Here is a 24,502-nt window from a genome sequence, read left to right on the forward strand (position 1 = left end):
TCACCCCTGGGGACCGGCTTCCCGGGCGACTTCGCACAGGGACGCCCGCAGGGGTGAGCTGCCGCTCACCGGGTCGCTCGGGCCTTGGCCCAAAACCAGGTTGAGGTTGGCACTGCCCTCGCCGGTGACCGGGTAGCCCGGCCGGCCGAGCCCGGCCGCGGGCTGCCACCAGCCGTGCTGGCCGCACACCACACCCGGGTCGAGGTTGACGTTGAACTTCGCCCGCGCGCGGATGCTGCCCCGCGGCGTCTCCAGGCGCACCCAGTCGCCGGCGGCGATGCCGCGGGCCGCCGCGGTTTCGGGGTGCAGTTCGAGCTGGGGGTCCGGGGCGGACTTGCGCAGGCTGCTGACGGCCCGGTGCTGGGTCTCGCAGAAGAACAGCGACTTGGCGCAGGTGAGGACCAGGGGGTAGCGGGCCGCCAGATCCGGCCGCGAGACCGGGCTGAGCGACGGCTCGTCGTAGGCCGGCAGCGGCGGGTAGCCCTCCCGCAGCAGCGCCTCGGAATACAGCTCGACCACGCCGGAGGGGGTGCGGAAGCCGCGTTGTTCGTACTTGCGGTGCACCGTCTTCAGCGGCAGCCGGATGCCTTCCGGGCTCGCCCGCAGCTGCTCGAGCCCGAGGCCGGTCGGCGCCAGCTGGTGCCGCCACGCCGCCTCGATGTCGCCGCCGAAGAAGTGCTCGCCCAGGCCGAGCGCGACCGCGAGGTCGAAGATGATCCGCAGGTCCGGACGTGCTTCGCCGCGCGGGGCGACCAGGCGGCGGCGCAGTTGGACGGTCGACTGCGCGGCCTGGCTCGTCTCGAACCCGATCCGCAGCGCCTCGGCTTCCCACGCGCTCGTCGCCGGGAGCACGATGTCGGCCTGTTCCGCGGTCGGCGTCATGAACAGGTCCGTGTGCACGAAGAAGTCCAGCGCGCCGAGCGCGTCCCGGCCGCGTGCGCTGTCGCCGTGCGCCAGCACCAGGTTGGCGCCGAAGTTGACCAGCGCCCGGGCCCGGTACGGGACGCCGTCGAGCGCGGCCCGGTAGAAGTCCTCGCCGGTGACGTACTCGAACCGCGCCGGGCCGAGCGGCCGTTCGCGGGCGCCGATGGCCTTGGCGCGCTGCTCATGGGACAACAGCTGCCTGCCGTCGACCGGGTTCGCCGGTGCGGGCGTGAACAGGACGTTGCCGCCCGGGACGTCGAGGCACCCGGTGAGGGCGTACAGCTGGCCGATTGCGCGGACGGTCTGCGTTGCGTTGCTGTGCTGCTCCAGGCCGCTCCACGTGTAGAACGCCACCGGACGCGCCTCCCACAGCAGCCGCGCGACGGCCGTGATCCGGGCGGCGGGCACGCCGGTGATCCGCTCGGTGGCCTCGGGGGTGAACCGCGCGCAGCTCTCGGTGATCAGGTCCCACACCCGGCGGGTCGCCACGCCGTCCGGCGGCGGCGCCCCGGGCGCCAGCAGTTCGCCGGTGTCCGCCCGGACCCGCCAGGACGCATTGGTCCACCGCTCGACGAACTCGGTGTCGTACCAGCCGTTTTCGATCAGCTCCCGGGTGATCGCCAGCGCCAGGGCGGCGTCGGTGCCGGGACGGACGCGCAGCCAGTGGTCGGCCTTGCTCGCCAGGCCGGCCCGGCGCGGGTCGACGACGACCAGCTTCGCCCCGCGCCGCAACGCCGCCGTGGTCGCGGTGGCGTGCGCGAGCCGGGACACCGACGGGTTGTACCCCCAGTAGAGGATGCAGCCGGCGTTTTCGAGATCGGGCAGGTAGCCGCCCGGCACCGGCTCGCCCCAGGTGTAGGTCGTGGCCAGGTGGCGGCCCCAGCCGCACAGTTCCATGTAGCTGACGACGTTGGGGCTGCCGAAGGCCCGCCGCAGCCGCGTCAGCCAGTCCGCGGCGTCGGACATGGCCGACGTCGACGGCGAGGCGGTGCCGAACACGACCGCTTCGGGGCCCGACTCGGCGGCGATCGCGGTCAGCCGCGCTGCGACGGTGGCCAGGGCGTCGTCCCAGCCGATGCGTTCCCAGCCGGGGTCGGCCGCGCCTCGGGGAGCGGTCCGGCGCAGGGGGTGCAGCAGCCGGTCGGGGTGCGCGACGATTTCCGGCGCGGCCTTGCCCTTGACGCAGACGGCCTGCCCGGTCGGGTGGCCGGGCAACGGTTCGAGGGCCAGCAGCCGTCCGTCGTCGACGGTCGCGGTGGCCCCGCACCGGGACACGCACAGCGGGCAGAACGTCGCCACTTCGCTCGCCATCGGCGCACCTCCCACGGCGCATCGGGGTTTCATCCTCGCACCGGCGCCGCCGATATTCGATGGCGTTCATGGGCGGCGCGCGGTTAAGTCGGCTCCCATGGTTCCCCTGCACGGAACGTGCGACGAGCGGTTTTCCGAAGTGCGCACCGCGCTGGCCGAGTCCCTCGCCAAGGACGACGTCGGTGCGTCGGTCGCGGTGTTCCTGCACGGGAAACCCGTGGCCGACCTCTGGGGCGGGTACGCCGACGCCGCCCGGACCGTCCCGTGGGAACGGGACACCGTCGCCAACGTCTGGTCCACCACCAAGACGATGATCGCGTTGTGCGCGCTCGTGCTCGCCGACCGCGGCCGGCTCGACCTCGACGCGCCCGTGGCCCGGTACTGGCCGGAGTTCTCCGCCGGGGACGTGCTCGTCCGGCACGTTCTCTCGCACACCTCCGGCCTGCCGACCTGGGACACCCCCATCACGACCGACGACCTGCGCGACCCGTCCAAGGTCACCGCGCTGCTGGCCGCGCAGCCACCGCGGTGGACGCCCGGGGAGGTCGCCTGCTACCACGCGCTCACCCAGGGGTACCTGCTCGGCGAGGTCGTCCGGCGGATCACCGGGAAGAGCATCGGTGCCTTCTTCGCCGCCGAGGTGGCCGGGCCGCTCGGGGCCGACTTCCACATCGGGCTGCCCGCCGCGCACGACCACCGGTTCGCGCCCGCCATCGCCCCGCCCGGCGGGCTGACCGTGCCGCCGCCGACCGAGCTCTTCGAGATCGTGCCCAACCCGGAGATCGTGCCCGAGGACACGAACGACGTGGCGTGGCGGCGGGCCGAAATCCCTTCGGGCGCCGGGTACGGCAACGCCCGGTCGGTCGCCGCCGTCCAGTCGGTCCTCACCTCCGGCGGGGGTCGGCTGCTGTCACGGGCCGGGTGCGAGCGCGCGCTGGAGGAGCAGTACCACGGCCTCGACCACGCCCTCGGCGTCACCATGCGGTACGGCCTGGGCTACGGCGTCAGCGGCCGGACGTGCTTCTGGGGCGGCATGGGCGGTTCGCTGGTGTTCAACGACTTCGACGCCGGCCTGACCGTCGCCTACGTGATGAACCAGATGCTGGACGCCATCCTCGGGGACGGCCGGGGCATGACCATGGTGGCCGCGGCCTACGACGGCCTGGGCTAGCCGAGCTAGCCGATCTGGAACAGGCGGCCGCCCTGGACGGCGAGCACGGTCAGTGGTCCGTTCGTCGGGCCCGCCGTTGCCTGCCAGGCCGTCGCGCCCGGTGGGGCGGCCGCGGCCTGGGCCGCGGTGAGCGGCAGGCCCGCGCTGCCGCCGCCGGTCACCGTGCCGGCCGCGTCCGTGACGACGACGCAGTCCGGCTGGACGGCCGTCCAGCCGGTGAGGACGGCGCCGGGGTCGGTGGCCGGTGCGTCGAGCGCCCCGCGGGCCGGCTGGGCCGTGCCCAGGTCGAGGTGGCTGCCCAGCTCGGGACCGTGGCAGCCGAGGGTGAACCCGCTGCCGAACGGGTAGGCCTCCAGCGCCCGGGCGGCGGGGCCGGCCGCGCGCTGGATGTGCAGCGCGTCCAGGGCGGCGGGGGCGTCGACGCGAAGCGCGACGGCGGAAAGGGCGAGGGGCGCGTAGCTGCGGCGGACCTCGTCGGCCTTGGCCCCGCCGATCGCGTGCGTCACCAGGGCGAGGGTGACGCACGCCGCGGCGAAGTACCGGTATGGCCACTGTGGACGGTGCAAGGCGGACAGGACGACCAGCGCGATCGTCGCCAGGGCCGCGACCAGGATGTACCGGCTGATCAGCCCGACGTTGCCGCCGGGCACGTTCGCCGTCGTGCGGCCCAGTGCCAGCATCGCCGCCAGCGCGAACGCGTAGAGCGCCAGCCCGGCCCAGCCCGCGTCCGCGGCCCGCCGGTCGGTGACCGTCCGGCGCAGCAGCAGGCCGAGCAGGGCGATCGTGGCGCCGCCGGCGATCACCGCGACGACGGCGACGTCGGCCGACCACAGCCCGCCGACGGCGGCGGCGACGACGGACAGGCGCCCGTCGGGGTCGAAGGCCGCGGTCGCGCCCGACTGCGACCCGGCGGGCTTGGTGAGCCACCACGCGCCGAGGACGACGACCCCGGCCGCGGCCGGGAGCGCGACCCGGAGCCGGGAATCCCCGCGCAACCAGGCGACGAAGGCGAGCACGAACCAGATCGGGAGGGCGGCGCCGAAGCTGAGGCAGCCCACGACCGCCGCCGCGACCGCGCCCGCCGTCCGGCCGCGGTGGGCGCACGCGACGGCGACCGTGCACGCGGTCACCGCGGGCACCCAGCTGATGCCGTTGGTGCCCTGCACCCACAGTTCGGTGGCGTGCGACGTGAACAGCAGCCACGCCATGGCCGCGGTCAGCGCGCCGCGCGCCGACGGCGAGAGGTGCTTCGGCAGCATCGTGCGCAACGCCAGGACAGCCACCGCGAGCAGGAGGACCGTCAGCACGTTCAGGACGCGGTTGTCGCCGCCGAACCAGGCCGCGTCGGCGTAGAACAGCAGCGACGGCACGACGAACGGCTGGTCGAGGTGGTAGGTGAAGACCTGGCCGAGCTGCAGGTGCCCGGCGTCGTCGGTGATCTTGGCGAACACGTGCCAGTAGTCGAGCAGGACGTGCATCCGCGGCGCGCGCACCGCCGCGAGCAGCGCGAGGCCGGCGGGCAGGGCCGCGAAGAGCCACCACGCCAGGACGGGCAGCCGGCCCGCCGTGCGGCGTCCGGCGACCCGCGGGATGGGCGCGGTGACGTCCGGCCCGAGGGCGTCGGCGAGCGCTGGCTGCGTCATGGGTCTCCTGCCGGGGATTGGTGGGTCCGGCGACGGCGGGACCGCCCGGAATCGTATCGGGCGGCGGCGGGGTTCAGCCGGGCTGACCCGGCGCCCACAGGCCGTCCGCGTCGCCGGCCTCCAGGCGGCCGCGGTACACGCCGATCTTTCGGTCGATCAGCTTCAGGTTCTCCTCCAGCTCCGAGAGCTTCGCCAGCACCTCGGCGCGGTGCTCCTCCAGCAGGGCCAGCCGTTCCGGCTCGTTGCCGCGGCCGGCGGCGACCAGGTCCGCGTACCGGCGGATCGTCTTGATCGGCATGCCGGTGGCCCGCAGCTTGGTGCAGATCTTGATCCAGTCGAGGTCCAGCTGCCGGTAGCGGCGGCGGCCGCCCGTCGTACGGTCGACCCGCGTCACCACCAGGCCCGCGCGTTCGTAGTAGCGCAGCGTGTGCGCGCTGACGCCGGTGCGGCGGGCCGCGTCCGCGATGGTCAGCCCCTCGGCCGGGATCGGGTTGACTTCGAGCACGCTCTAAATCCTAGCGTCGGAAGCATGAACGCTCCGACCGCAAGCCGCCCGGGTCTCGTGCTCGCGATCTGCTGCGCCAGCATCGTCGTCGTGGTGATGGACATCTCCATCGTCACCGTCGCCCTGCCCGCGATCCGCCGTGACCTGGGCGCCTCCGTCTCCGGCCTGCAGTGGACCGTCGACGCCTACACGCTCGTGCTGGCCGCGTTCCTGGTGCTCGCCGGGTCGGCCGCCGACCGGTTCGGCCGCAGGCGCGTCTTCCAGTGCGGGCTCGCCGTCTTCGGCGCCGGGTCGCTGCTGTGCAGCCTCGCGCCGGGCATCGGCTGGCTGGTCGCGGCCCGCGCGCTGCAGGCCGCCGGCGGCACCATGCTCAACCCGGTCGCGATGGCCATCGTCGCCACCACCTTCCCCGTCCCGGCCGAGCGCGCCCGCGCGATCGGCGTGTTCGGCTCGATGTCCGGCCTGGCGCTCGCGCTCGGGCCGATCCTCGGCGGTGCGCTCGTCGACGCCTTCGGGTGGCGCGCCGTGTTCTGGGTCAACGTCCCGATCGTCGTCGCCGCGCTCGTCGCCACTGCGGTGTTCGTGCCCGAGTCGCGGGCGCCGCGGGCCCGCCGCTTCGACCCGGTGGGGCAGGTCCTGGTGGTCGTCGTGCTCGGCAGCGTGGTCTACGCCCTGATCGAGGCGCACTCGCTGGGCTGGACGTCGCCGTGGATCCTCGGCCTGCTCACCCTCGCCGCGCTCGGCGTGCTGGCGCTGCTGCGGCACGAGCCGCGCCGCGCCGATCCGCTGCTCGAACTGCGCCTGTTCCGCAGCGTGTCCTTCAGCGGGGCGATCGTGATGGCGGTGTTCGCGCTCTGCGGGTTCGGGGCGTTCCTGTTCGTCACGACGCAGTACCTGCAGGACGTCCGGGGAATGACCCCGCTGACGGCGGGCCTGTGCCTGCTGCCGGTCGGCGTGCTCGTCCTGGTCCTGTCCCCGCGGACCGGGCGGTTCGTCGGCACGCACGGGCCCCGGTGGCCGCTGGTCGTGGCCGGTGCCGCGCTCGCCGCGGGTGGTATCGCCTCGGCGGCCCTCGCGCCGGCCACGCCGCTGCCCCTCGTGCTCGCGACCTTCCTGCTGTTCGGGATCTTCCTCGGCACGGTGAACCCGCCGATCACGAACACCGCGGTGTCCGGGATGCCGGGGTCGATGGCCGGCGTGGCCGCGTCGCTGGCCTCCGCCGGCCGCCAGACCGGGACGACCCTGGGGGTCGCGCTTTCGGGCGTGGGGCACGGCGTGTGGTGGCTGGTCGCCGGGCTCGGCGCTTGCCTGCTCGGCCTGGCCGTGCTCAGCACGGGACGCCGGGCGGCCGCGACGGCCCACCGGGCGGCCGCCCTCTTCGACGAGCTCAGCCTCCAGCGGTCGACGGGGTGATGCAGGTCACAGGTACGCTGCCGGAAAAATCTCCCCGGGGAAATGTCGAACGCCGGTCTCGGCCGTTCGACGCGGGGGTGAAGGCCGGTCACCGCGTCCGGGAACGCACCGGACCCCGGCCGACGAACAACCAGGGAGCACGCCATGCGGTTTCTCATGATGCACCGGGTCGACGAGCACGACCCGAAGTCGTGGAACCCCAGCCAGGAGTTCATCGAGACGATGGGCGGGTTCATCCAGGAGTCGGTGGAGAAGGGCATCCTGATCACCGCGGAGGGTGTCCACCCGACCGAAAAGGGCGCACTGGTCCGCAAGCCGCGCGGCGCGGCGATCCGCGTGACCGACGGGCCGTTCGCCGAGGCCAAGGAGGTCATCGGCGGGTTCGCGCTGATCAACGCGGCGGACCGGGCCGAGGCCGTCGAGTTCGCCCGGCGGTACGCCGAGCTGTTCGACCAGGACATCGAGGTGGAGGTCCGCCAGGTCGTCGAGTTCGACGAGCTGCCGACGCAGGACTGACGGCGTCCGGTGGCGCTAGGCTGGCCGGGACGGTTCTCCTGGGGGTGGAACGATGTTCCTGGTCACCGGCGCCACCGGCAATGTCGGCGCGGAAGTGGTTGCGGCCCTTGCCGAAGCGGGCGCCCCGGTCCGGGCGCTGGTGCGCCGGCCGGACGCGGTGCTGCCGGACGGTGCCGAGGCCGCGGTGGGCGACCTGAACACGCCGGAAAGCCTTACGGACGCGCTCAAGGGTGTCGAAGGCGTCTTCCTGTTGTCCGGCTACGAAGACATGTCCGGCCTGCTGCGGGACGCCGGGGTGCGGCGGGTGGTGCTGCTGTCCGGCGGCTCGGCCGCGCTGGCGGACATGGACAACGCGGTCTCCCGCTACATGACGCTGTCCGAACGGGCGGTGCGGGAATCGGGTCTGGACTGGACGTTCCTGCGGCCGCGCGCGTTCACGGCGAACGCCCTGCGCTGGCTGCCGCAGCTGCGCGCGGGAGACACCGTCCGCGTCCAGTTCCCGCAGGTCGCGGCGGCGTGCATCGACCCCGCCGACATCGCCGCGGTGGCGGCGCTCGCGCTGGCGGGCGGGCACGAAGGGCGCACCTACGAGCTGACCGGGCCGGTGGCGATGCGGCCGGCGGAGCAGGTCGCCGTGCTGGCTGCGGTGCTGGGGCGGGACCTCCGGTGCGTGGAGCTGTCGGACGCCGAGACCCGCGCGGAGCTCGAGGCGAGCATGCCGCGGGAGTACGTCGACGCCTTCTGGAACTTTTACGTCGACGGGACGCTGGACGAGGCCACGGTGGTCCCGACGGTGCCCGAAGTGACCGGGCGGCCGGCGCGGACGTTCACGGAGTGGGCCGAGGCGCACGCGGGCGCCTTCCGGTGAAGCGGTGAGGAACCGCCGCCGGTGGCTGGGCGCCGCGGTCAGCCTGGTCGCGATCCTGGGCGCCGTCGCCCACCTGGTCTGGCCCGGTCTGAAGATCGACGCCATCACGGTGCTGCTCATCGTGGTGGCGCTCGTGCCCTGGCTGGGTGACCTGCTGGAAAGCATCGAGCTGCCGGGCGGCTGGAAGGTCAAGTACCGCGACCTCCAGCAGCGGCAGGACGCGCTCGAGCGCTCGACCGCCGAAGCGAGCAGCACCGCGCAGGCGGCGCTCGGCGCCGCACGGGGCGAAGACCTCCCGCCGACGATGGAAACTGTCCGGCTGTTCGCCGAGGAGTACCGGCGGCTGCGCGCGACGCCCCGGCAGCCGGCGCGCACCGCCGAGCTGGACCAGCTGTTCGGCACGATGGTGACCGTGCTCCCGCGCGTGCCGGGCTTCGACCCCGTGCGCGCTTTCGACGACGACGAGGGCGGGATGCGGCTCGCCGGCTACGCCGCCCTCTACGGCCGGCCGGATCCCGCGTTGCTCGGCGCGACGGTACGGGCCCTCGGCCGGGAGACCACCGCGTTCATCCAGTACTGGGCCATCCGCACGGTGGCCGCCATGCTCGAACGCGCGGATCCGGCCGACGTGCCGGAAGAGGACTTCGACGTCCTGCAGGAGCTGTTCGGCCGGCTCCCGCACGGCACCTCGCGGCGCGAGCAGCTCGGCCGGCTCCTCGACTCGCGCCGCTACGGCTGAGAGCCGTCCCCTGGACGGCCGTTGTGCCGCGCGCGCCGCCCCGCCAAGGTGGTTCCGGCGGCCGGCTGCGGGGGAGGGCGAACTTGGACGGAGAACACCGGTCCTGGCCGGACCTGGCCGCCGTGCTCGCCGTCCTGCTCGCCGTGCCCGTCGTCGCCGGCAGCCTGCTCGTGCTCGGGCTCGCCGGGAAACTCCTGTGGCCCGGGTACTTCTGGGTGGTGCCGCTCGGCTGGGCGCTCGCCGGCGGGATCACCTTCGTGCCCGCCTTCGAACACTTCCTGCTGCCGCTGACCTTCGGCATGCGGCGGCCGACGCCGCGGGAGCTCGCGCGGCTCACGCCCGGCTGGCAGGCCGTCTGCGGCGCGGCCGGGGTGGACGGGGATCGCTACCGGTTGTGGATCGACCGGTCGCGCGAGCTCAACGCCTTCGCCGCCGGTGGCCGGACCGTCGCCGTCACGCGGACCGCGCTGGAGCTGCCGCCGCCGAGCCTGGAGGCGATCCTCGCGCACGAGCTCGGCCACCACCTGGCCGGGCACACCCGGATTTCGCTGTACCTCTGGTGGCTGGAGCTGCCGGCCCGGCTCCTGACGCGCCTGGTGCGGCTGCTCGCGCTGGCCGTGCCGTACGTCGGGCGCGCGTTCGCCGCCTTCGGGCGGTCGGTAGCCGTGCTCGTCACCGTGCTGCTGACGCTGGGCATCCTCACCGCGCTCGCCTTCCTCGACCCTTGGCTGCTGCTGGCGCCCCTGCTCGGCCCGGTGCTCGCCTGGTCGAAACGGCTCGGCGAACACCGCGCCGACCTGGTCGCGGCGCGGCTGGGCTACGGACCCGAGCTGATCACGCTGTTCCGGGAGTGGATCCGGGCGGGCGGCGGAGACGAGCGGCGGACGTGGGCGCGGCTGCTGGCCGGCCACCCGGCCCACGTCGACCGGATCAAACGCCTGCAGGACCGCGGGTTCAGAGCGTGAGTACGACCTTGCCCGCGCAGTGCCCCTCGTGGACGTGGCCGATCGCGGCCGCGGCGTCGGCGAGCGGGTGGGTGCGGTCGAGCACGGGCGTGAGCCGGCCGGCTTCGATCGTCTCGCGCAGGACATCGAGATCCGCGCCGCGGACGGTGGAGACGAGCCCGCGCAGGTGCTGTTTCACGACCAGGTTCAGCACCGCGGCCCGCAGCACCCGCTGGATCCCGCCCAGCCACCTGCCGCCTTCGCCGCCGACGATCACGAGCGTGCCGCGCGGGGCCAGCGCGCGGCGCAGGTGGGCGAGCGAGCGCAGGCCCGCCGTGTCCAGGACCAGGTCGTACCGCCGGCCGGTGAAGTCCTCGCGGGTGTAGTCGACGACGTGGTCGGCGCCGAGTTCGCGGACCAGGTCCGTCTTTCCCGTGCTGCACACCGCGGTGACTTCGGCGCCGAAGGTCTTGGCCAGCTGCACCGCGAACGAGCCGACACCGCCCGCGGCGCCGATCACCAGGACGGACTGGCCCGGCCGGACGCGGCCCGCGTCGCGCAGGCCCCGCAGGGCGGTGCAGCCGGAGATCGTGACGGCCGCCGCCTGCTCGAACGAGAGCCGGGCCGGTTTCGCCGCGAGCCGATCGGCCTTCGCGACGGCGTACTCGGCGAACGCGCCGGTGCACTCGCCGAACACCTCGTCGCCGGGCCGGAACCGAGTGACGCCTTCGCCGGTTTCCTCGACTGTGCCCGCGAAGTCGAGGCCACGCACCGCGTTCTTCGGCCTGCGCAGGCCGAAACCGAGCAGGCGCAGCAGGTACGGCTGCCCGGTGGTCAGGTGCCAGACGCCCGGGTCGACGCCGGCCGCGTGCACGCGCACGAGGACCTCGCCGGGCCCGGGCGCCGGTCTCGCGATGTCGCGTGGTTCGAGCACGTCAGGGTTTCCGTAGCGGTCTTGGACCATGGCTTTCACGAGGACTCCTCCGGGTACTGGAACACTGCTTCGAGCGGGACGCCGAACACGTGCGCGATCCGGAACGCCATTTCGAGCGAGGGCGAGTAGCGGCCCTGCTCGATCGCGATGACGGTCTGGCGGGTGACGCCGAGCCGGGTGGCGAGTTCGGCCTGCGTCATCCGGCCGTGTGCGAACCGCAGGGTGCGGAGCGAGTTCGTGACGCGGGTCGGCTTCACCACGGCTGGAAACCCCGGCGGTAGGCGAAGATCCGGGCGACCGACCCGAGGATCGCCGACAGCGTGAAGGCCAGGTAGACGACGTTGGCGATCCAGAAGTGCGGCGCCCCGGCCATCGCCAGCAGCAGCGCGGCGACGGCGCCGATGACGACGAACGAGTGGCCGACGTGCTCGCCGAACCGGCCGATTTCGTGGTCGCGCTGGTCCTTCGCGCCGTCTTTCGAGATCACCGCGACGACGATGCTCAGCACGATCGTCGCGACGATGGACGCGCCGACCGTCCAGAGCAGCGCCCCGGCGTAGGGGACTTCGGCCAGCGGGCGCGAGCCGGCTCGGCTCAGGACGACGGCCAGGTACACCGCGTAACTCGCCAACGCGGCGATCCCGAGGATCCAGGCGCGCTTCTCTTCGTGGGGCACGTCGCCAAGGTAAAACAAACCAGACATCGTGTCAAAGTTTCTTGACATGAGAACATTCCGGCGAGGGCTGTCCAACGGGCCGGTTGCCGTTCGTAGTACTGGCGAACGGCAACCGAGCCAGGGAGGAACCATGAAGTACCTGATGCTGATCAACGCCAGCCTGAACGCCGAGGGCGAGGCCGTCGGCGGCTGCACGCCCGAGGGCTGGCAGCTGTTCTACAAGGAGATCCAGGAGGCGGGCGTCTACTGCTACGGCAGCCCGCTCGCCGACTTCACCACGGCGACCACGGTCCGGGTCGACGACCGCGGCGAGCGCGTCGTGACCGACGGCCCGTTCGCCGAAACCCGGGAGGTGCTCGGCGGGTACTTCGTCGTGGACGTGCCCGACCTCGACGTCGCCCTCGACTGGGCGGCGCGCTGCCCGGGGTCGCAGGACGGCGGGTCGATCGTGGTGCGGCCCCTCGCCGACTACCAGGGCTGACGACGGTGGCGGGGCGGGGCGAGGGTTCCGGGGCGGCACCTCGGCTGACGCTCGAGGCGGTGTTCCGGGAGGAGCGCGGGCTGCTGCTGGCCGCGCTCGTCCGGCGGTTCGGCGACCTCGACCTGGCCGAAGAGGTGACGTCGGAGGTGATCGAAGCCGCGCTGGTGCGCTGGCCCGCCGAAGGGGTACCGCCGAAGCCGGGCGCGTGGCTGATGACGACGGCCCGGCGCAGGGCGGTCGACCGGCTGCGCCGCGACCAGGCCTACGCGGCCCGGCTCGCGGTGCTGCAGGTCGAGGCCGAGCGCGCGGCGCCCGCCCCGCCCGCCGACGGCGGCGAGCTCCCGGACGAGCGGCTCCAGCTGTTCTTCACCTGCGCCCACCCGGCGCTGTCCGCCGAGGATCGCACGGCGCTGACGTTGCGCTGCCTCGCCGGCCTGACCACCCCGGAGGTGGCGCGGGCGTTCCTGGTGCCGAGCGCGACGATGGGCAAGCGGATCGTGCGCGCGAAGAACCGGATCCGCACGCTGCGCATCCCGTTCCGCGTACCGGACGCGGCCGAGCTGCCCGGCCGGCTGCCGGGCGTGCTCCAGGTCGTCTACTCGATCTTCACCGAGGGATACGCGGCCAGTTCGGGCCCGGCCCTGCAGCGGCTCGACCTGGCGGAGGAGGCGGTCCGCCTGGCCCGCATCCTGCGCCGGCTGCTGCCGGCCGAGCGCGAGGTGGCGGGCCTGCTGGCGCTGATGCTGCTGGTCCACGCCCGCCGCGAGGCCCGCACGAACCCCGACGGCGGCTTGGTGCTGCTGGACGACCAGGACCGCACCCGCTGGGACCGCGCGATGATCGAGGAGGGAGCGGCCCTGGTGGTGACGGCGCTGTCGGGCGGCCCCCCGGGACTGTACGGAGTCCAGGCGGCGATCGCGGCCCTGCACGACGAGGCCCCGGACGTGGCGGGCACGGACTGGCCGCAGATCGTGGCGCTGTACGACGTCCTGCGCGGCCTGGCGCCCTCCCCGGTGGTGGAGCTGAACCGAGCGGTGGCCGTGGCGATGCGCGACGGCCCGGCGGCGGGTTTGTCCCTTTTGGACGAACTGACGGAGGAGCCGCGATTGCGCGGCTACGGCCCGTTTTCGGCGGCCCGGGGAGATTTGCTGTCCCGCCTCGGCCGGCACGCGGAAGCGGTGGAGGCTTATCGGGAGGCGCTGCAGCTGGCGGGAACCGAGCCGGAGCGAGCTCACTTGCGCGGGCGGCTGGCCGAGGTGGACGGGTTGAGCGAAGAGCAGTAGCACACGTGCGGGGTAACTGGCGAGACCTGCCGCAGGGGTGCGGGGCGCCTTCAGCCCTGCTTCTCCGCTGGCAGCCGCCCGAAACTGTCGGTGGCCCCCGGTAAGCTGGAAACCGGGGGCCGGAGGCCTACGCGCCCCGCAGCGCCGCCACCGCGGGCGCGAACATCGTCGCCTTGATCGCGCCCAGCGTTCCGCGGTTCTTCCCCGCCAACGCCGCCACCCGTTCGCTTGCCACCTTCAGCACGTCTCCCTCGGCCGCGACCTCGTCCACCAGCCCGATCTCCGCCGCCTCCAGGCCGCCGAACCGGCGGCCCGTCGTCATCGACGCCACCGCCGCGGCCGGCGTCAGCTTCCCCTGGATCAGCGCCGCCATCCCCGGGGTGAACGGGATGTCGATGTCCGCCTCCGGGAAGCAGAAGTAGCCCCGGTCCGCTCGCATCACGCGGAAGTCGTGCGCCATCGCCAGCATCGCGCCCGCGCCGAACGCGTGGCCGTTGATCGCCGCGATCGTCGGGACCGGCAGCGTCAGCACGCGCGCGAACAGCTCCTGGACCTCCGCGACGTACGCCGATGCCTGGTCGCCGTGGGCGGTCAGCCATGCGAGGTCGAGGCCGTTCGAGTAGAACCTGCCGCCGCCGGTCGTCACCAAGGCGCCTTCGACACCGTCCAAAAAGGAATGGACGCGCTGCAGCCAGTCCGGGGAGAACCGGTTTTCGTCGTCGCCCAGATCGAGCACGGAAACGGTCACGGTCGGTCCTTTTCTCGTGGGGGCACGGTCAGCACGGCCCGCACGGCGGCGGCCAGCCTCTCCCGCACCAGGGGATCGGTGATGTCACGCCGGAAGAACGCGGTCGGCAGGTCGACCACGCAGGTCGTGATCACGTCGACGGCCACGCCGTCGCCGCGGTCCCACAGCTGCCGGGCGAGCCGCACCAGCAGCGCGACCAGGCGTTTGTCCACCGCGTGCAGCTCGTCCGCCAGCTCGTCGGGCAGTTCGGGCCCGAACAGGCGGTCGCCCCGGACCTTGAGCAGCATCCGCGCGCCGTCGGGCCGGATCGAAGCGAACGCGGCGGGCGCGTCGGCCGCCGCGACGATCGCCTCCACCGGCGAAGCGGCCTGATCCACCAGCGACGTCTGCAGGTCGAGGAACGCCGTCGCCGCGCGCAGCCAGACCCGGGCCAGCACCGCGCTGAGCGACCCGAACGCGTGATAAATCGTCCCGTTCGGGACGCCCGCGGCGGCCGCCAGGCCACGCACTGTCACCTCGGAAGACGAGGCGACGAGCCGTTCGGCGACGTCGAGGAGCGCGTCGAGGTCGTGGACGCGGGGGCGGGGCATGCCGCGACCGTAACAGAACACGTGCTCCAAAACCAGGGCGGTAAGCTGCGCCCGTGGAGATCTGGATCAACCCGGCGTGCTCGAAGTGCCGGTCGGCGGTGTCGATACTGGACGAAGCGAGCGCGGAGTACACCGTGCGCCGCTACCTCGAGGACCCGCCGACGGCGGCGGAGCTCGAAGCCGTCCTGAAGCGCCTCGGCCTCCAGCCGTGGGACATCGCGCGCACCGCCGAGCCGGTCGCGAAGGACCTCGGCCTCAAGACGTGGGGCCGCACGCCGGACGACCGGTCCCGCTGGATCGACGCGCTGGCCGAGCACCCGAAGCTGATCCAGCGCCCGATCATCACGGCCGACGACGGCACCGCGGCCGTGGCCCGCGACCCGGAAACGGTGCGCTCGGTCCTCTAGGGGATCGCGTCGGTCTTCGCGAGCAGCGGGACGTCCAGCGGCACCGTCTCCGGGTACTTGATCCCGGCGCCGGTGTTGAGCACGACGACGTCTTCGTCGCCCTCAAGCCAGCCAGACTCGCGAAGGTGCCGCAGCGCGGCGAAGCACGCGCCGCCCTCCGGGCAGACGAAGGCGCCTTCGCGCTCGGCCAGCTCCCGCTGTGCCGCAAGCAGTTCCTCGTCGGTGACGGCGATCGCGGTGCCGCCCGTCGCGTACACGGCGTCGAGCACTAGGAAGTCGCCGAGGGCCTTGGGCACGGTGATGCCGAAGGCGACCGTCCGCGCGTCCGGGAACGGCTCGCTTTCCCTTGCCCCGCGCGAAAACGCCGTGACGATCGGCGCGCACCCGGCCGCCTGCACCGCCACCAGCCGCGGCAGCGGACCGGAAACCCAGCCCAGCTCCCGCATTTCCAGCAACGCCTTGTAGATCCCGATGATGCCGACACCGCCGCCGGTGGGGTACAGGATGACGTCCGGCAGCCGCCAGCCGAACTGCTCGGCGATCTCGTACCCCATCGTCTTCTTGCCCTCGATGCGGTACGGCTCCTTCAACGTCGAAACGTCCTGCACGCCCGGGCGACGCGGAACCGCCGCCGCGACGAGCTTGCCCGCGTCGCCGATGAGACCGTCCACCCGGTACAGCTCGGCGCCGGCGGCGACGCACTCGCGCAGGGTGATCGGCGGCGCGTCGGCCGGCATCGCGATCAGGCTCGACAGCCCCGCGCGCGCCGCGTACAGCGCCCACGCCGCACCCGCGTTGCCGTTCGTCGGCATCGCGATCCCGCGGACGCCGAGCTCGGCCGCGCGCGAAACGCCGACCGCGGCCCCGCGCGCCTTGAACGTGCCCGTCGGGACCAGCCCTTCGTCCTTCATCCACAGGCGCGACAGCCCCAGTTCGCGGCCGTGGCGCGGCAGCCGCAGCAACGGCGTCATGCCCTCGCCGAGGCTGACGACGTGCTCGGGCGAGCGCACCGGCAGCACCTCGTGGTACCGCCACAGCGTCGGCTCCCGCCCGGCGATCTCCTTTGGCCTCACGGCTTCGCGGACGCCGTCGAGGTCGTACCGCGCGAGCAGCGGCGCGCCCGCCGGGGAGAGGCCCCGGACGGCGTCGGCGTCCACGGATTCGCCGGTTCGCGAGCACTCGAGGCGGCTGAGGAAGGAATACGGCACGACGCCGATCCTAGGTCCTAAAGTGAGGGCATGGACGCGCTGCGGGTGTGCCTGTACGTCTTCGCCGGGGTGACCGTCGGTACCTGGCTGGTGTCCGTGCTGACCAGGGAGTACTCCTGGGTCGACCGGATCTGGTCGATCGTGCCGGTGGCCTACGTGGGCATCTTCGCCGGTGCGGCCGGGTTCGCCGACCCGCGGCTCGACGTGCTGTTCGCGCTGGTCACCTTGTGGGGGATCCGGCTGACCTTCAACTTCGCCCGGAAGGGTGGCTATGCGCCCGGCGGCGAGGACTACCGGTGGGCGGTGCTGCGCGAGCGGATGGCGCCGTGGCAGTTCCAGGTCTTCAACTTCTTCTTCATCTCGCTGTACCAGAACGCGATCCTGCTGCTGATCACGCTCCCGGCGCTGACCGCGCTGGAGCACCCCGGCGGCTTCGGGGCCGCGGACGTCCTCGTCGCGCTGATCTTCGCCGCGTTCCTGGTCGGGGAAACGGTCGCCGACCAGCAGCAGTGGGAGTTCCACCGGGAGAAGCACGCGGGCCGGGCGCCGTCGCGGTTCCTGCAGAGCGGGTTGTTCCGCTACTCGCGGCACCCGAACTTCTTCTTCGAGCAGGCGCAGTGGTGGGCGGTCGCCGCGTTCGGCGTCGTCGCGGGCGGTCTGCAGTGGACGGTCGTGGGCGCGGTCCTGCTGACGCTGCTGTTCGTCGGCTCGACGCGGTTCACCGAGAGCATCACGAAGTCGCGCTACCCGGAGTACGCCGACTACCAGCGGCGGACGTCGGCGGTGGTCCCGTGGCCGGTCCGCGGATGACGGCCGTCGCCGGCGGCTGCCCGCCCCGGGACGGCGTCGCCTTCCTGCGGTGACGCCGTCCCGCGGGCACCTCAGACCGCCGCGCGGCCGCCGTCCACCGGCAGGATCGCGCCCTGGACGAAGCTCGACTCGCCCGTTACCAGGAACGTGATCGCCGCCGCGATCTCCTCCGGGGCCGCCACGCGGCCCGCCGGGCCCGCCGCCGCGAGCTCGTCCAAGCCCTCGCCGAAGACCGATGTGCCCTCGGTGCGGGTCGGGCCCGGGCTGACCGCGTTGACCCGGACGCCCGAGGGCCCGAACTCCGCCGCCCACGCCTTCGTCATCAGCTCCACCGCCGCCTTCGACGCGCCGTACACCGCCATGCCCGCCATGCCGCGCAGCGCCACCATCGTGGACACGTTCACGATCGCGCCGCGGCCGCGTGCCGCCATCTCCGGCGCCAGCGCCGCGACGAGGTAGAACGGCACCTTCACGTTCGTCGCGAACACCGCGTCGAAGTCCGCCTCCGGGAAGTCCGTGGTCGGCCCGGTCGGGAAGATTCCGGCGTTGTTGACCAGCACGTCGATCGGCCCGCCCACCTCGCGCGCCCGGTCGGCGAGTGACCGCGCCGACGCGGCGTCCGTCAGCTCCGCCGCCACGAAGTCGGCCTTGCCGCCGGCCGCGCGGATCGTCTCGACGACCTCGGCGCCGCGGCCGGCGTCCCGGCCGGACAGCACCACGTGGGCGCCGAGCCCGGCCAGCGCCACCGCCGTCGCGCGGCCGATGCCGCTCGTCCCGCCGGTCACCAGCGCCGTCGACCCGGACAGTTCTGCACTCATCGCTCTGCTCCTTCGAAATCGCTTCCGAAGAGTGCAAGCGCGGCGCCGGGGAAGGACTTCCGGCCAAGGGTTCGGCCCTCCTTATACCTCCGATCCGGTTCGCCGATGGTCTTCCAGCGCCGCGACGAACTCCGCCACGTCCCGCCGCCGCGACGCCGCCGGCCACACGGCCCAGGTCCGCCGCACGATCGGGTGCCCGGCCAGCGGCACCCACCGCACGGTGTCCGGCAGCGGGTACGGCCACTCGGGCGGCGCGAACGCGTACGCCCCGCCCGCGCTGACCGCCGGGATCTTGAGCTCGACGATCAGCCGCTGCTCCTCCGGGACCTCCGGGCCGACGTCGAGGCCGTGGCTGCGCAGGATCGCCGCCAGCTCGTCGTACCACGCCGGGCTGCCCGCGCGCGGGAAGGCGAACCACTCCAGCCCGGCCAGCTCCTCCAGCCGGACCGGCGAGCCGAGCTTCTCCGCCAGGTCCGCGGCCAGCAGGACACCCACGTCCTCGGTCACCACGAGCGTCGCGTCCAGGTCGGGCCCGGCCGGGCGTTCCCGGACCAGCCCGACGTCCAGGTCGCCGGCCCGCAGCGCGGCCACCTGCGCCACCGACGACAGGTGCCGCGCCTGCACCCGCGTGTCCGGCAGCCGCGCGAGCGCCGACGGCAGCAGCTCCGGCGGCAGTTCCAGGGGGACGCCGACGCGCAGCACGCCGCCGCCGTCCGCGGTGTGCCGGGCCATGGCCGCCAGCGCCTGGTCGTGGCGGGCCAGCACGGCGCGGGCCTCGCCGAGCAGCGTCGTCCCGGCGTCGGTGACCTGGACCCCCGTGCTCGTGCGCACCAGCAGCCGGACGCCGAGCCGCCGTTCGAGGGCCGTGATCGTCTGGGACAGCGCCGGCTGGCTCACGTGCAGCTGCCGCGCCGCCTTCGACATCGCGCCCGCCTCGACCACCGCGACGAACGCCCGCAACTCCCGGATCTCCATCAGCCGCCCCACCGGATCGGCAGCGACTTGAGGCCGTTCTGGAAGTTCGACCGCAGCCGCACGGGCTCCCCGGCGAGCTCCACGAAGCCGAGCTCGTCGAGCACCGCGTCGAACATCGCCCGCATCTGCACCCGCGCGAGGTGCGCGCCGAGGCAGAAGTGCGGGCCGTGGCCGAACGTGAGGTGGTCGTTCGGGGTGCGGCCGATGTCGAAGGTGTCCGGGTCGGGGAACACCGACGGATCCCGGTTGGCCGACGAGAACCAGACCACCACCCTGTCCCCGGCGGCAATGTCCACATCGGACAGCCGGACGTCCGAAACCGCCGTGCGCCGGAAGTGCACCACCGGCGTCCACCACCGCAGCATCTCTTCGACGGCGGAGGGCAGCAGCGACCGGTCGGCCAGCAGCCGGCGGTACTGCGCGGGGTGCGACAGCAGCGCGAAGAGCCCGCCCGGCAGGCCGTTGCGCAGGGTTTCGTTGCCCGCCACGGAAAACAGCCAGAACAGGTTCTCGAACTCGGCGAGCGAGACGCGCCCGCCGTCGTCGCCGACGTGCTGCATCAGGTTGCTCATGACGTCGTCGCCGGGGTGCTCCCGTTTGTACTCGCCCAACGCGTTCGCGTACGCGTAGAGATCCGGCATGCCCGCGCGCGTCCGCGGATCCGGCATCGACCCGTCCGGGCCCGGCGACGGCCGGACGGCGAGCGCGGCCCGGGCCAGCTCGCTCACCTCGGAAACGGAAACCGTGGAGCTCACCGCGTACTCGGCGTCCTGGTAGCCGATCACCCGGTTGCTCCAGTCGTACATCAGCCGCCGGTCCTGGTCCGGCACGCCGAACACCCCGGCCAGGGTGCGCAGCGGCAGATCGGCGGCCACCTGCGCGAAGTCGCACTCGCCGCGCCCGGCGACCGCCGCGACGAGCTCCCGCGCCCACGCCTCGATCCGCGACGTCAGCTTCGCGACGGCCCGCGGGGTGAACGCCTTCGTGAGCAGCCCGCGCAGCCGGCCGTGCTCCGGCGGGTCCATGTTCAGCATCATCCGGCGCACGTAAGCGAGGTCCGCCGCGTCGCGGATCTGCGTTCCGCCGAGCTGCGAGGAGAACACTCCCGGGTCGCGCAGCACCCGCCGCACCTCGGCGTGGCCGAGCACGGCCCAGAAGTCGTCGACGCGCACCACCGGGCCGGCGCGCCGCAGCCGCGCCAGCTCGTCGTACGGGACCCCTCGCACGTAGGTCTCCGGATCGGTGATCGTCACGGGCCCGACCCTAGCCGCGGCCACCGACAGTTTGGGAGGCTGCGCGGATGGACACGCTCAACATGCGCATCGGCGGCAAAGGCGAGCCGGCCGTCCTCCTCCTGCACGGCCTCGGCGCGACCGGCGCCGTCTGGGACCACTTCGCCGTCCAGCTCGACCGGCGCGTCCTGGTGCCGGACCTGCCCGGCCACGGCCCGTCCGCGCCGCTGCCGCACTACAGCTTCGCGACGCTCGCCGCGGCGGTCGCGCGGGCGCTGCCGGACGGCGGGCCGCTGGTCGTCGCCGGCCACTCGCTCGGCGGGGTGCTCGCGCTGGAACTGGCGTCCGACCGCTACGACGTCGAGGTCGCCGGGGTGCTGGCCCTCGGCGTGAAGGTCGAGTGGAGCCAGGACGACCTGAACCGCGCGGCCTCGTTCGCGGCCAAGCCGTCGCGGGTGTTCGAGACGCTGGCGGACGCCGAGCAGGCTTACCTGAAGGTGTCCGGGCTGCTCGGCATCGCGCCGACCGACCCGGCCGGGCTTCGCGAGACCGAGGGAGGTTGGCGCCTCGCGATGGACCCGGCCGCGTTCGGCCTCGGCGCACCGGACATGCCGGCCCTGCTGGCCGGGGCGCGCTGCCCGGTCGTGCTCGCCGCGGGGGAGAACGACCCGATGAGCCGTCCGGAGCAGCTGCGGGCGCTCGATCCCGACGCCGTCACGCTCGCCGGACTCGGGCACAACGCCCACGTCGAGGACCCGGCCGCGGTGCGTGCCCTGCTGCAGCGCTTCGGCGTCTGAAGGTCCGGGTGCAGCCGTCGTACCCCACGCGACGGCTGCTCCTCGAACCCCTCGCCACCACCGGACACGGCACAGCCTAGGAAGGCGTGGTGGACGAGCGCCTGTACTGCGGACCTTCGCCGTGGTCACCCTCGGTACCTGCGGAAACGGTTATCTTCGCCGATCGGTGGTACATCTCGGGCGGCACGATCGTGATGCTGGAGAGGTACGTTCCGCCAGGGGGACGCCGGAGAGGACACCTGTGGACGAAGGCCCGTCGTTCGCCGGGTGGCTGCGTGACCGGCGTGTGCTCGCCGGCCTGACCCAGGCCCAGCTCGCCGAGCGCGCGGGACTGAGCCTGCGGGCGGTGCGCAACGCCGAGCTCGGCAGCGTCCGGCGGCCCCGGCCCGAGACCGAACGGCGGTTGCGCGAAGCGCTCGCCGAAGCCCCGCCGGAGCCGGTGCGGATCGGCGTCCTGGGCCCGCTGACGGTGACGCGGGGCACCGAGCCGGTGGAGATCGGCGCCGAGAAGCAGCGCCTCCTGCTGGCCATGCTGGCCGTGCAGCCGAACCGGACCGTCCGGCGCGAGGACCTCGTCGACGTCGTCTGGGACGAGCCGCCGTCGTCCTGCCTGGAGCTGCTGCACACCTACGTCGCACGGCTTCGGCGGGCGCTGCGGCCCGCCGACCTCATCGCCACGGACAAGGGCGGCTACCGGCTCGCCGCCGGCGAAGGCGAGCTCGACCTGCTGGAGTTCGAAGCGCTCCTCGCCCGTGACGCCCACCGCGAGGCCCTCGCGCTCTGGCGCGGCCCGGCCCTCGCCGACGTCGGGCGGCTCCGCCAGCACCCGGCCCGGCTCGCGCTCGCGATGCGGCGCGCCAAGGCCGTGATGGCCTACGCCGAGACCGCCGACCCCGAAGACGCGGCGGTGCAGCTGCGGGTGCTGACGGCCGAGGAGCCGTTGAACGAGTCGGCGCACGCCAAGCTGATGCTGGTGCTGGCCGCGTCCGGGCGCCAGGCCGCCGCGCTCGGCGTGTTCGACGAGGTCCGCCGGCGGCTCGCCGGGGAGCTGGGCATCGAACCCGGCCCCGAGCTGCGCGCGGCCCACCGCCAGGTGCTCCGGCAGGACTTCGCCGCCCCGGAGCCGCCGGCCCGGGTGCCGGCCCAGCTGCCCGCGGACGTCCCCGGCTTCCGCGGCCGCGCCGCCCAGCTGGCCGAGCTGGACGCGCTGCTGCGTCGCGACGAAGGCGACACGGGCGCGCGCATCGCCGTCCTTTCGGGCACCGGCGGGGTCGGCAAGACCGCGCTCGCCGTGCACTGGGCCCAGCGGTCGCCCGGGGAGTTCCCGGACGGGCAGCTCTACCTCGACCTGCACGGCTTCGGCACGGTCCGGCCGGTCGACCCGGGCGACGCGCTGTCCGGCTTCCTGCGCGCCCTCGGTGTCGCGGGCGCGGACATCCCGGCCGAGCCGGAGGAGCGCGCCGCGAAGTTCCGCACCACCCTCGCCGGCCGCCGGATGCTGTTGCTGCTGGACAACGCCGGCTCGGTCGGGCAGGTGCGCCCGCTGCTGCCCGGCTCGCCGTCCTGCCTGGTGCTGGTGACCAGCCGGGACGCGCTGCCCGGGCTGGTCGCCCGCGACGGCGCAAAGCGGGTGCTCGTCGACCTGCTCACCGAAGCCGAAGCCCGCGACCTGCTCCGGGCGCTGCTCGGCCGGCGCGTCGACGACGAACCCGAGGCCACCGCGGCCCTGATCGGGTATTCGGCCCGGCTGCCGCTGGCCCTGCGGCTCGTCGCGGAGCTGGCGCTGAGCCGGCCGGGGGAGCGGCTCGCCGCGCTGTCCGCCGAGCTGGCCGACGAACGGCGCCGGCTCGACCTGCTCGACGGCGGCGGCGACCCGCTGACCGCGGTCCGGGCGGTGTTCTCGTGGTCCTACCGCCACCTCGCGTCCGCCGCCGCCCGCGTGTTCCGGCTCTGCGGCCTGCACCCGGGCCGCGACCTGACACCGCCCGCCATCGCCGCGCTCGCCGGCGTCCCGCTGCCGGAGGCGGAACGGCTGACCGGCAGCCTGGTGCGCGCCCACCTCGCGCAGCAGACCGGCGAAGACCGCGTCCAGCTGCACGACCTGTTGCGCGTCTACGCCGCCGAGCTCGCGGCCGGGGACCCCGCCGAGAGCCGCGAAGCGCAGGAGCGGCTGTTCGACTTCTACGTCTCCTCGGCCGCGCAGGCCATGGACGTCGTCCTGCCGCAGGAACGCCACCTGCGGCCGCGCGTGCCGGAACCCGACGTCAAGGTGATCGACGCGCCGGCGTGGCTGGAGGCCGAGCGCCGCAACCTGCTGGCCGTGGCCGCGCACGCGACGCGGCACGGGTGGCCCGGCCACCTGCGGCTGCTGTCCGGGATCCTGTGGCACTACCTCGACGTCGGCGGCTACCACGAGGAAGCGCTGGTCCTGCACACGCACGCGTCGGCGCTGGCCCACCACGCCGGCGACCGGGCGGCCGAGGCCGAGCCGCTCATCCTGATCGCCCTCGGCCACTGGCGCGTCGGCCGCTCGCGGGAGGCGTTGCGGTACCTGGAGGAGGCCCTGGCCCTCGCCCGCGAAACCGGCGACCGGCGCACGGAGATCCACGCGGTCAACACCCTCGGCCTGGTCTGCCGCGCGCTGGGCCGGTTCGCCGAAGGCATCGGGTATTCGACGGAAGCACTGGCGCTGGCCCGGAAGTCCGGCGACCGCACCAGCGAAGGCCTGGTCCTGGTGGTGCTCGGCTGCACCTGCCGCGGCATCGGCCGGTACGGCGAAGCGATCGGCCACCTCGAAGGGGCCCTCGCGCTGGCCCGCGACATCGCCGACCGCACGGGCGAGGGGTACGCCCTGGTCAACCTGGCCGACGCGATGTCGGCGCTGGGCCGCCACGACGAAGCGGCCCGCGTCCTGGAAGAGGGCCTGGAGCACCTGCGCGCGATGGGTGTCCGGGTGAGCGAGGGGTACGCCCTCGGCATCCTCGGCGACATCGAGCACGCGCGCGGCCGGTACGCCGAAGCCGCGGCCCACCTGGAGCGGGCCCTGGAGATCGCGCAGGAGACCGGCAGCCCGACCAACCGCAGTGTCGCGCTGAAGCACCTGGGCGACGTCCGGCTGGCGCAGGAGCGCCACGCGGAAGCGGCTCAGCACCTCGAAGAGGCGCTGAGCCTGGCCCGCGAATGCGGCGACCGGGGCGTCGAATCCCGCGTGCTCAACAGCCTCGGCCACCTCGCCGCCGCGCGCGGCGCTTCCGCGGACGCGCTCGGGTACCACCGCGAAGCCCTGGCCGTGGCGGGCAAGACGGGCTGCCGTCCCGAACAGGGCCGGGCGCACGGCGGGCTCGGCGAAGTCCACAGTGGACTCGGCGAGCCGGAGGCCGCGCGCGAGCACTGGGAACGGGCCCTCGCCTGCTACGCCGGGGAGCGCGTGCCCGGCGCCATCCGGGTCCGGAACCACCTGACGGCCTTGGAGCGCGTCGCGGGCTGACGGGGTTCGAGGGCGGCGAGGT

The 24,502-nt window shown here is 73.8% G+C and carries 24 protein-coding genes; 12 read left to right on the forward strand and 12 right to left on the reverse strand.

Translation table 11 applies throughout. The features are described 5' to 3' along the window. Complete coding sequence (locus tag ABZW17_RS32310; protein WP_354822675.1) at positions 1 to 2,235, reverse strand: molybdopterin-dependent oxidoreductase; 2,235 nt, start codon at positions 2,233 to 2,235, stop codon at positions 1 to 3. Between the two features lie 97 nt (positions 2,236 to 2,332). Between ABZW17_RS32310 and ABZW17_RS32315 the strand changes: the two genes are divergently transcribed. Continuing rightward, entirely contained in the window at positions 2,333 to 3,406 is a 1,074-nt protein-coding gene (locus ABZW17_RS32315) for a serine hydrolase domain-containing protein (RefSeq protein WP_354822677.1), read from the forward strand. Positions 3,407 to 3,411: 5 nt separating this feature from the next. Here the strand turns inward: ABZW17_RS32315 and ABZW17_RS32320 are convergent, their stop codons facing one another. Then, on the reverse strand, positions 3,412 to 5,049 hold the full coding sequence (locus ABZW17_RS32320; protein WP_354822679.1) for a DUF2079 domain-containing protein: 1,638 nt from the start codon (positions 5,047 to 5,049) through the stop codon (positions 3,412 to 3,414). 73 nt (positions 5,050 to 5,122) lie between these two features. Next, positions 5,123 to 5,554 carry a MerR family transcriptional regulator gene (locus tag ABZW17_RS32325; protein ID WP_354822682.1) on the reverse strand — a complete coding sequence of 144 codons (432 nt, stop codon included), beginning with the start codon at positions 5,552 to 5,554 and terminating at the stop codon, positions 5,123 to 5,125. A gap of 24 nt (positions 5,555 to 5,578) precedes the next feature. Between ABZW17_RS32325 and ABZW17_RS32330 the strand changes: the two genes are divergently transcribed. The 5 genes from ABZW17_RS32330 to ABZW17_RS32350 all read left to right on the forward strand — a co-directional run bounded on the left by ABZW17_RS32330 (position 5,579) and on the right by ABZW17_RS32350 (position 10,055). After that, on the forward strand, positions 5,579 to 6,967 hold the full coding sequence (locus tag ABZW17_RS32330) for an MFS transporter (protein ID WP_354822684.1): 1,389 nt from the start codon (positions 5,579 to 5,581) through the stop codon (positions 6,965 to 6,967). A gap of 144 nt (positions 6,968 to 7,111) precedes the next feature. Then, a complete protein-coding gene (locus ABZW17_RS32335; RefSeq protein ID WP_354822686.1) occupies positions 7,112 to 7,483 on the forward strand; it encodes a YciI family protein in 372 nt (123 codons plus the stop codon). Positions 7,484 to 7,535: 52 nt separating this feature from the next. Next, positions 7,536 to 8,351, forward strand: coding sequence for an NAD(P)H-binding protein (locus ABZW17_RS32340; RefSeq protein WP_354822688.1), 816 nt, complete (start codon positions 7,536 to 7,538; stop codon positions 8,349 to 8,351). Positions 8,352 to 8,355: 4 nt separating this feature from the next. Continuing rightward, positions 8,356 to 9,090 carry a hypothetical protein gene (locus tag ABZW17_RS32345; RefSeq protein WP_354822690.1) on the forward strand — a complete coding sequence of 245 codons (735 nt, stop codon included), beginning with the start codon at positions 8,356 to 8,358 and terminating at the stop codon, positions 9,088 to 9,090. An 83-nt stretch (positions 9,091 to 9,173) separates the two neighbouring features. Continuing rightward, positions 9,174 to 10,055: a M48 family metalloprotease gene (locus ABZW17_RS32350; protein ID WP_354822692.1), complete on the forward strand. Its 882-nt coding sequence runs from the start codon at positions 9,174 to 9,176 to the stop codon at positions 10,053 to 10,055. Here the strand turns inward: ABZW17_RS32350 and ABZW17_RS32355 are convergent. The 3 genes from ABZW17_RS32355 to ABZW17_RS32365 are packed head-to-tail and all read right to left on the reverse strand — an operon-like array spanning position 10,045 to position 11,671. Further along, on the reverse strand, positions 10,045 to 11,007 hold the full coding sequence (locus tag ABZW17_RS32355) for an NAD(P)-dependent alcohol dehydrogenase (RefSeq protein ID WP_354822694.1): 963 nt from the start codon (positions 11,005 to 11,007) through the stop codon (positions 10,045 to 10,047). The genes ABZW17_RS32350 and ABZW17_RS32355 overlap by 11 nt on opposite strands. Beyond that, positions 11,004 to 11,228 (reverse strand): helix-turn-helix transcriptional regulator, encoded by a 225-nt coding sequence (locus ABZW17_RS32360; RefSeq protein ID WP_354822696.1) that lies wholly within the window; start codon positions 11,226 to 11,228, stop codon positions 11,004 to 11,006. Before ABZW17_RS32360 ends, ABZW17_RS32355 begins: the two co-directional genes overlap by 4 nt. Next, positions 11,222 to 11,671 carry a hypothetical protein gene (locus ABZW17_RS32365; RefSeq protein WP_354822698.1) on the reverse strand — a complete coding sequence of 150 codons (450 nt, stop codon included), beginning with the start codon at positions 11,669 to 11,671 and terminating at the stop codon, positions 11,222 to 11,224. The genes ABZW17_RS32360 and ABZW17_RS32365 overlap by 7 nt, the downstream gene beginning before the upstream one ends. A 103-nt stretch (positions 11,672 to 11,774) precedes the next feature. Here ABZW17_RS32365 and ABZW17_RS32370 point away from each other — a divergent pair, with 103 nt between their 5' ends. Next, the gene (locus ABZW17_RS32370) at positions 11,775 to 12,125 is read left to right on the forward strand and encodes a YciI family protein (protein WP_354822700.1); all 351 of its coding nucleotides are present in this window, start codon (positions 11,775 to 11,777) and stop codon (positions 12,123 to 12,125) included. A gap of 5 nt (positions 12,126 to 12,130) precedes the next feature. Further along, positions 12,131 to 13,408, forward strand: coding sequence for a DUF6596 domain-containing protein (locus ABZW17_RS32375; protein ID WP_354822702.1), 1,278 nt, complete (start codon positions 12,131 to 12,133; stop codon positions 13,406 to 13,408). Positions 13,409 to 13,535: 127 nt separating this feature from the next. Here ABZW17_RS32375 and ABZW17_RS32380 read toward each other — a convergent pair whose 3' ends face one another. Next, positions 13,536 to 14,156 (reverse strand): enoyl-CoA hydratase/isomerase family protein, encoded by a 621-nt coding sequence (locus tag ABZW17_RS32380; protein ID WP_354822704.1) that lies wholly within the window; start codon positions 14,154 to 14,156, stop codon positions 13,536 to 13,538. Next, the gene (locus tag ABZW17_RS32385) at positions 14,153 to 14,746 is read right to left on the reverse strand and encodes a TetR/AcrR family transcriptional regulator (protein ID WP_354822706.1); all 594 of its coding nucleotides are present in this window, start codon (positions 14,744 to 14,746) and stop codon (positions 14,153 to 14,155) included. The genes ABZW17_RS32380 and ABZW17_RS32385 overlap by 4 nt, the downstream gene beginning before the upstream one ends. Positions 14,747 to 14,799: 53 nt before the next feature. Between ABZW17_RS32385 and ABZW17_RS32390 the strand changes: the two genes are divergently transcribed. Next, a complete protein-coding gene (locus ABZW17_RS32390; protein WP_354822708.1) occupies positions 14,800 to 15,153 on the forward strand; it encodes an arsenate reductase family protein in 354 nt (117 codons plus the stop codon). Here the strand turns inward: ABZW17_RS32390 and ABZW17_RS32395 are convergent. Next, positions 15,150 to 16,361, reverse strand: coding sequence for a threonine synthase (locus ABZW17_RS32395; RefSeq protein WP_354822710.1), 1,212 nt, complete (start codon positions 16,359 to 16,361; stop codon positions 15,150 to 15,152). The genes ABZW17_RS32390 and ABZW17_RS32395 overlap by 4 nt on opposite strands. Positions 16,362 to 16,391: 30 nt before the next feature. Between ABZW17_RS32395 and ABZW17_RS32400 the strand changes: the two genes are divergently transcribed. Continuing rightward, positions 16,392 to 17,171 carry a DUF1295 domain-containing protein gene (locus tag ABZW17_RS32400; protein ID WP_354822712.1) on the forward strand — a complete coding sequence of 260 codons (780 nt, stop codon included), beginning with the start codon at positions 16,392 to 16,394 and terminating at the stop codon, positions 17,169 to 17,171. Positions 17,172 to 17,242: 71 nt separating this feature from the next. On the opposite strand, the gene ABZW17_RS32405 is transcribed toward ABZW17_RS32400, so the two are convergent. The 3 genes from ABZW17_RS32405 to ABZW17_RS32415 form a co-directional block, all read right to left on the reverse strand. Further along, positions 17,243 to 17,989, reverse strand: coding sequence for an SDR family oxidoreductase (locus ABZW17_RS32405; protein ID WP_354822714.1), 747 nt, complete (start codon positions 17,987 to 17,989; stop codon positions 17,243 to 17,245). An 81-nt stretch (positions 17,990 to 18,070) separates the two neighbouring features. Continuing rightward, positions 18,071 to 18,964: a LysR family transcriptional regulator gene (locus tag ABZW17_RS32410; RefSeq protein WP_354822716.1), complete on the reverse strand. Its 894-nt coding sequence runs from the start codon at positions 18,962 to 18,964 to the stop codon at positions 18,071 to 18,073. Then, on the reverse strand, positions 18,964 to 20,217 hold the full coding sequence (locus ABZW17_RS32415; protein WP_354822718.1) for a cytochrome P450: 1,254 nt from the start codon (positions 20,215 to 20,217) through the stop codon (positions 18,964 to 18,966). Before ABZW17_RS32415 ends, ABZW17_RS32410 begins: the two co-directional genes overlap by 1 nt. Positions 20,218 to 20,264: 47 nt before the next feature. Here ABZW17_RS32415 and ABZW17_RS32420 point away from each other — a divergent pair, with 47 nt between their 5' ends. Both ABZW17_RS32420 and ABZW17_RS32425 read left to right on the forward strand, forming a co-directional pair. Beyond that, positions 20,265 to 20,993, forward strand: a complete 729-nt coding sequence (locus ABZW17_RS32420; RefSeq protein ID WP_354822720.1) for an alpha/beta hydrolase — start codon at positions 20,265 to 20,267, stop codon at positions 20,991 to 20,993. Positions 20,994 to 21,234: 241 nt separating this feature from the next. Then, positions 21,235 to 24,480 (forward strand): tetratricopeptide repeat protein, encoded by a 3,246-nt coding sequence (locus tag ABZW17_RS32425; RefSeq protein ID WP_354822722.1) that lies wholly within the window; start codon positions 21,235 to 21,237, stop codon positions 24,478 to 24,480. Positions 24,481 to 24,502 lie beyond the last annotated feature (22 nt).

It is taken from the genome of Amycolatopsis sp. NPDC004625 (assembly GCF_040609695.1).
GTDB lineage: Bacteria > Actinomycetota > Actinomycetes > Mycobacteriales > Pseudonocardiaceae > Amycolatopsis.

Coding starts and splice junctions, on each gene's coding strand:
- ABZW17_RS32310 (WP_354822675.1), bottom strand. CDS start 2,235: ATGGCGAGCGAAGTGGCGACGTTCTGCCCGCTGTGCGTGTCCCGGTGC.
- ABZW17_RS32315 (WP_354822677.1), top strand. CDS start 2,333: ATGGTTCCCCTGCACGGAACGTGCGACGAGCGGTTTTCCGAAGTGCGC.
- ABZW17_RS32320 (WP_354822679.1), bottom strand. CDS start 5,049: ATGACGCAGCCAGCGCTCGCCGACGCCCTCGGGCCGGACGTCACCGCG.
- ABZW17_RS32330 (WP_354822684.1), top strand. CDS start 5,579: ATGAACGCTCCGACCGCAAGCCGCCCGGGTCTCGTGCTCGCGATCTGC.
- ABZW17_RS32335 (WP_354822686.1), top strand. CDS start 7,112: ATGCGGTTTCTCATGATGCACCGGGTCGACGAGCACGACCCGAAGTCG.
- ABZW17_RS32340 (WP_354822688.1), top strand. CDS start 7,536: ATGTTCCTGGTCACCGGCGCCACCGGCAATGTCGGCGCGGAAGTGGTT.
- ABZW17_RS32365 (WP_354822698.1), bottom strand. CDS start 11,671: ATGTCTGGTTTGTTTTACCTTGGCGACGTGCCCCACGAAGAGAAGCGC.
- ABZW17_RS32370 (WP_354822700.1), top strand. CDS start 11,775: ATGAAGTACCTGATGCTGATCAACGCCAGCCTGAACGCCGAGGGCGAG.
- ABZW17_RS32385 (WP_354822706.1), bottom strand. CDS start 14,746: ATGCCCCGCCCCCGCGTCCACGACCTCGACGCGCTCCTCGACGTCGCC.
- ABZW17_RS32400 (WP_354822712.1), top strand. CDS start 16,392: ATGGACGCGCTGCGGGTGTGCCTGTACGTCTTCGCCGGGGTGACCGTC.
- ABZW17_RS32405 (WP_354822714.1), bottom strand. CDS start 17,989: ATGAGTGCAGAACTGTCCGGGTCGACGGCGCTGGTGACCGGCGGGACG.
- ABZW17_RS32410 (WP_354822716.1), bottom strand. CDS start 18,964: ATGGAGATCCGGGAGTTGCGGGCGTTCGTCGCGGTGGTCGAGGCGGGC.
- ABZW17_RS32420 (WP_354822720.1), top strand. CDS start 20,265: ATGGACACGCTCAACATGCGCATCGGCGGCAAAGGCGAGCCGGCCGTC.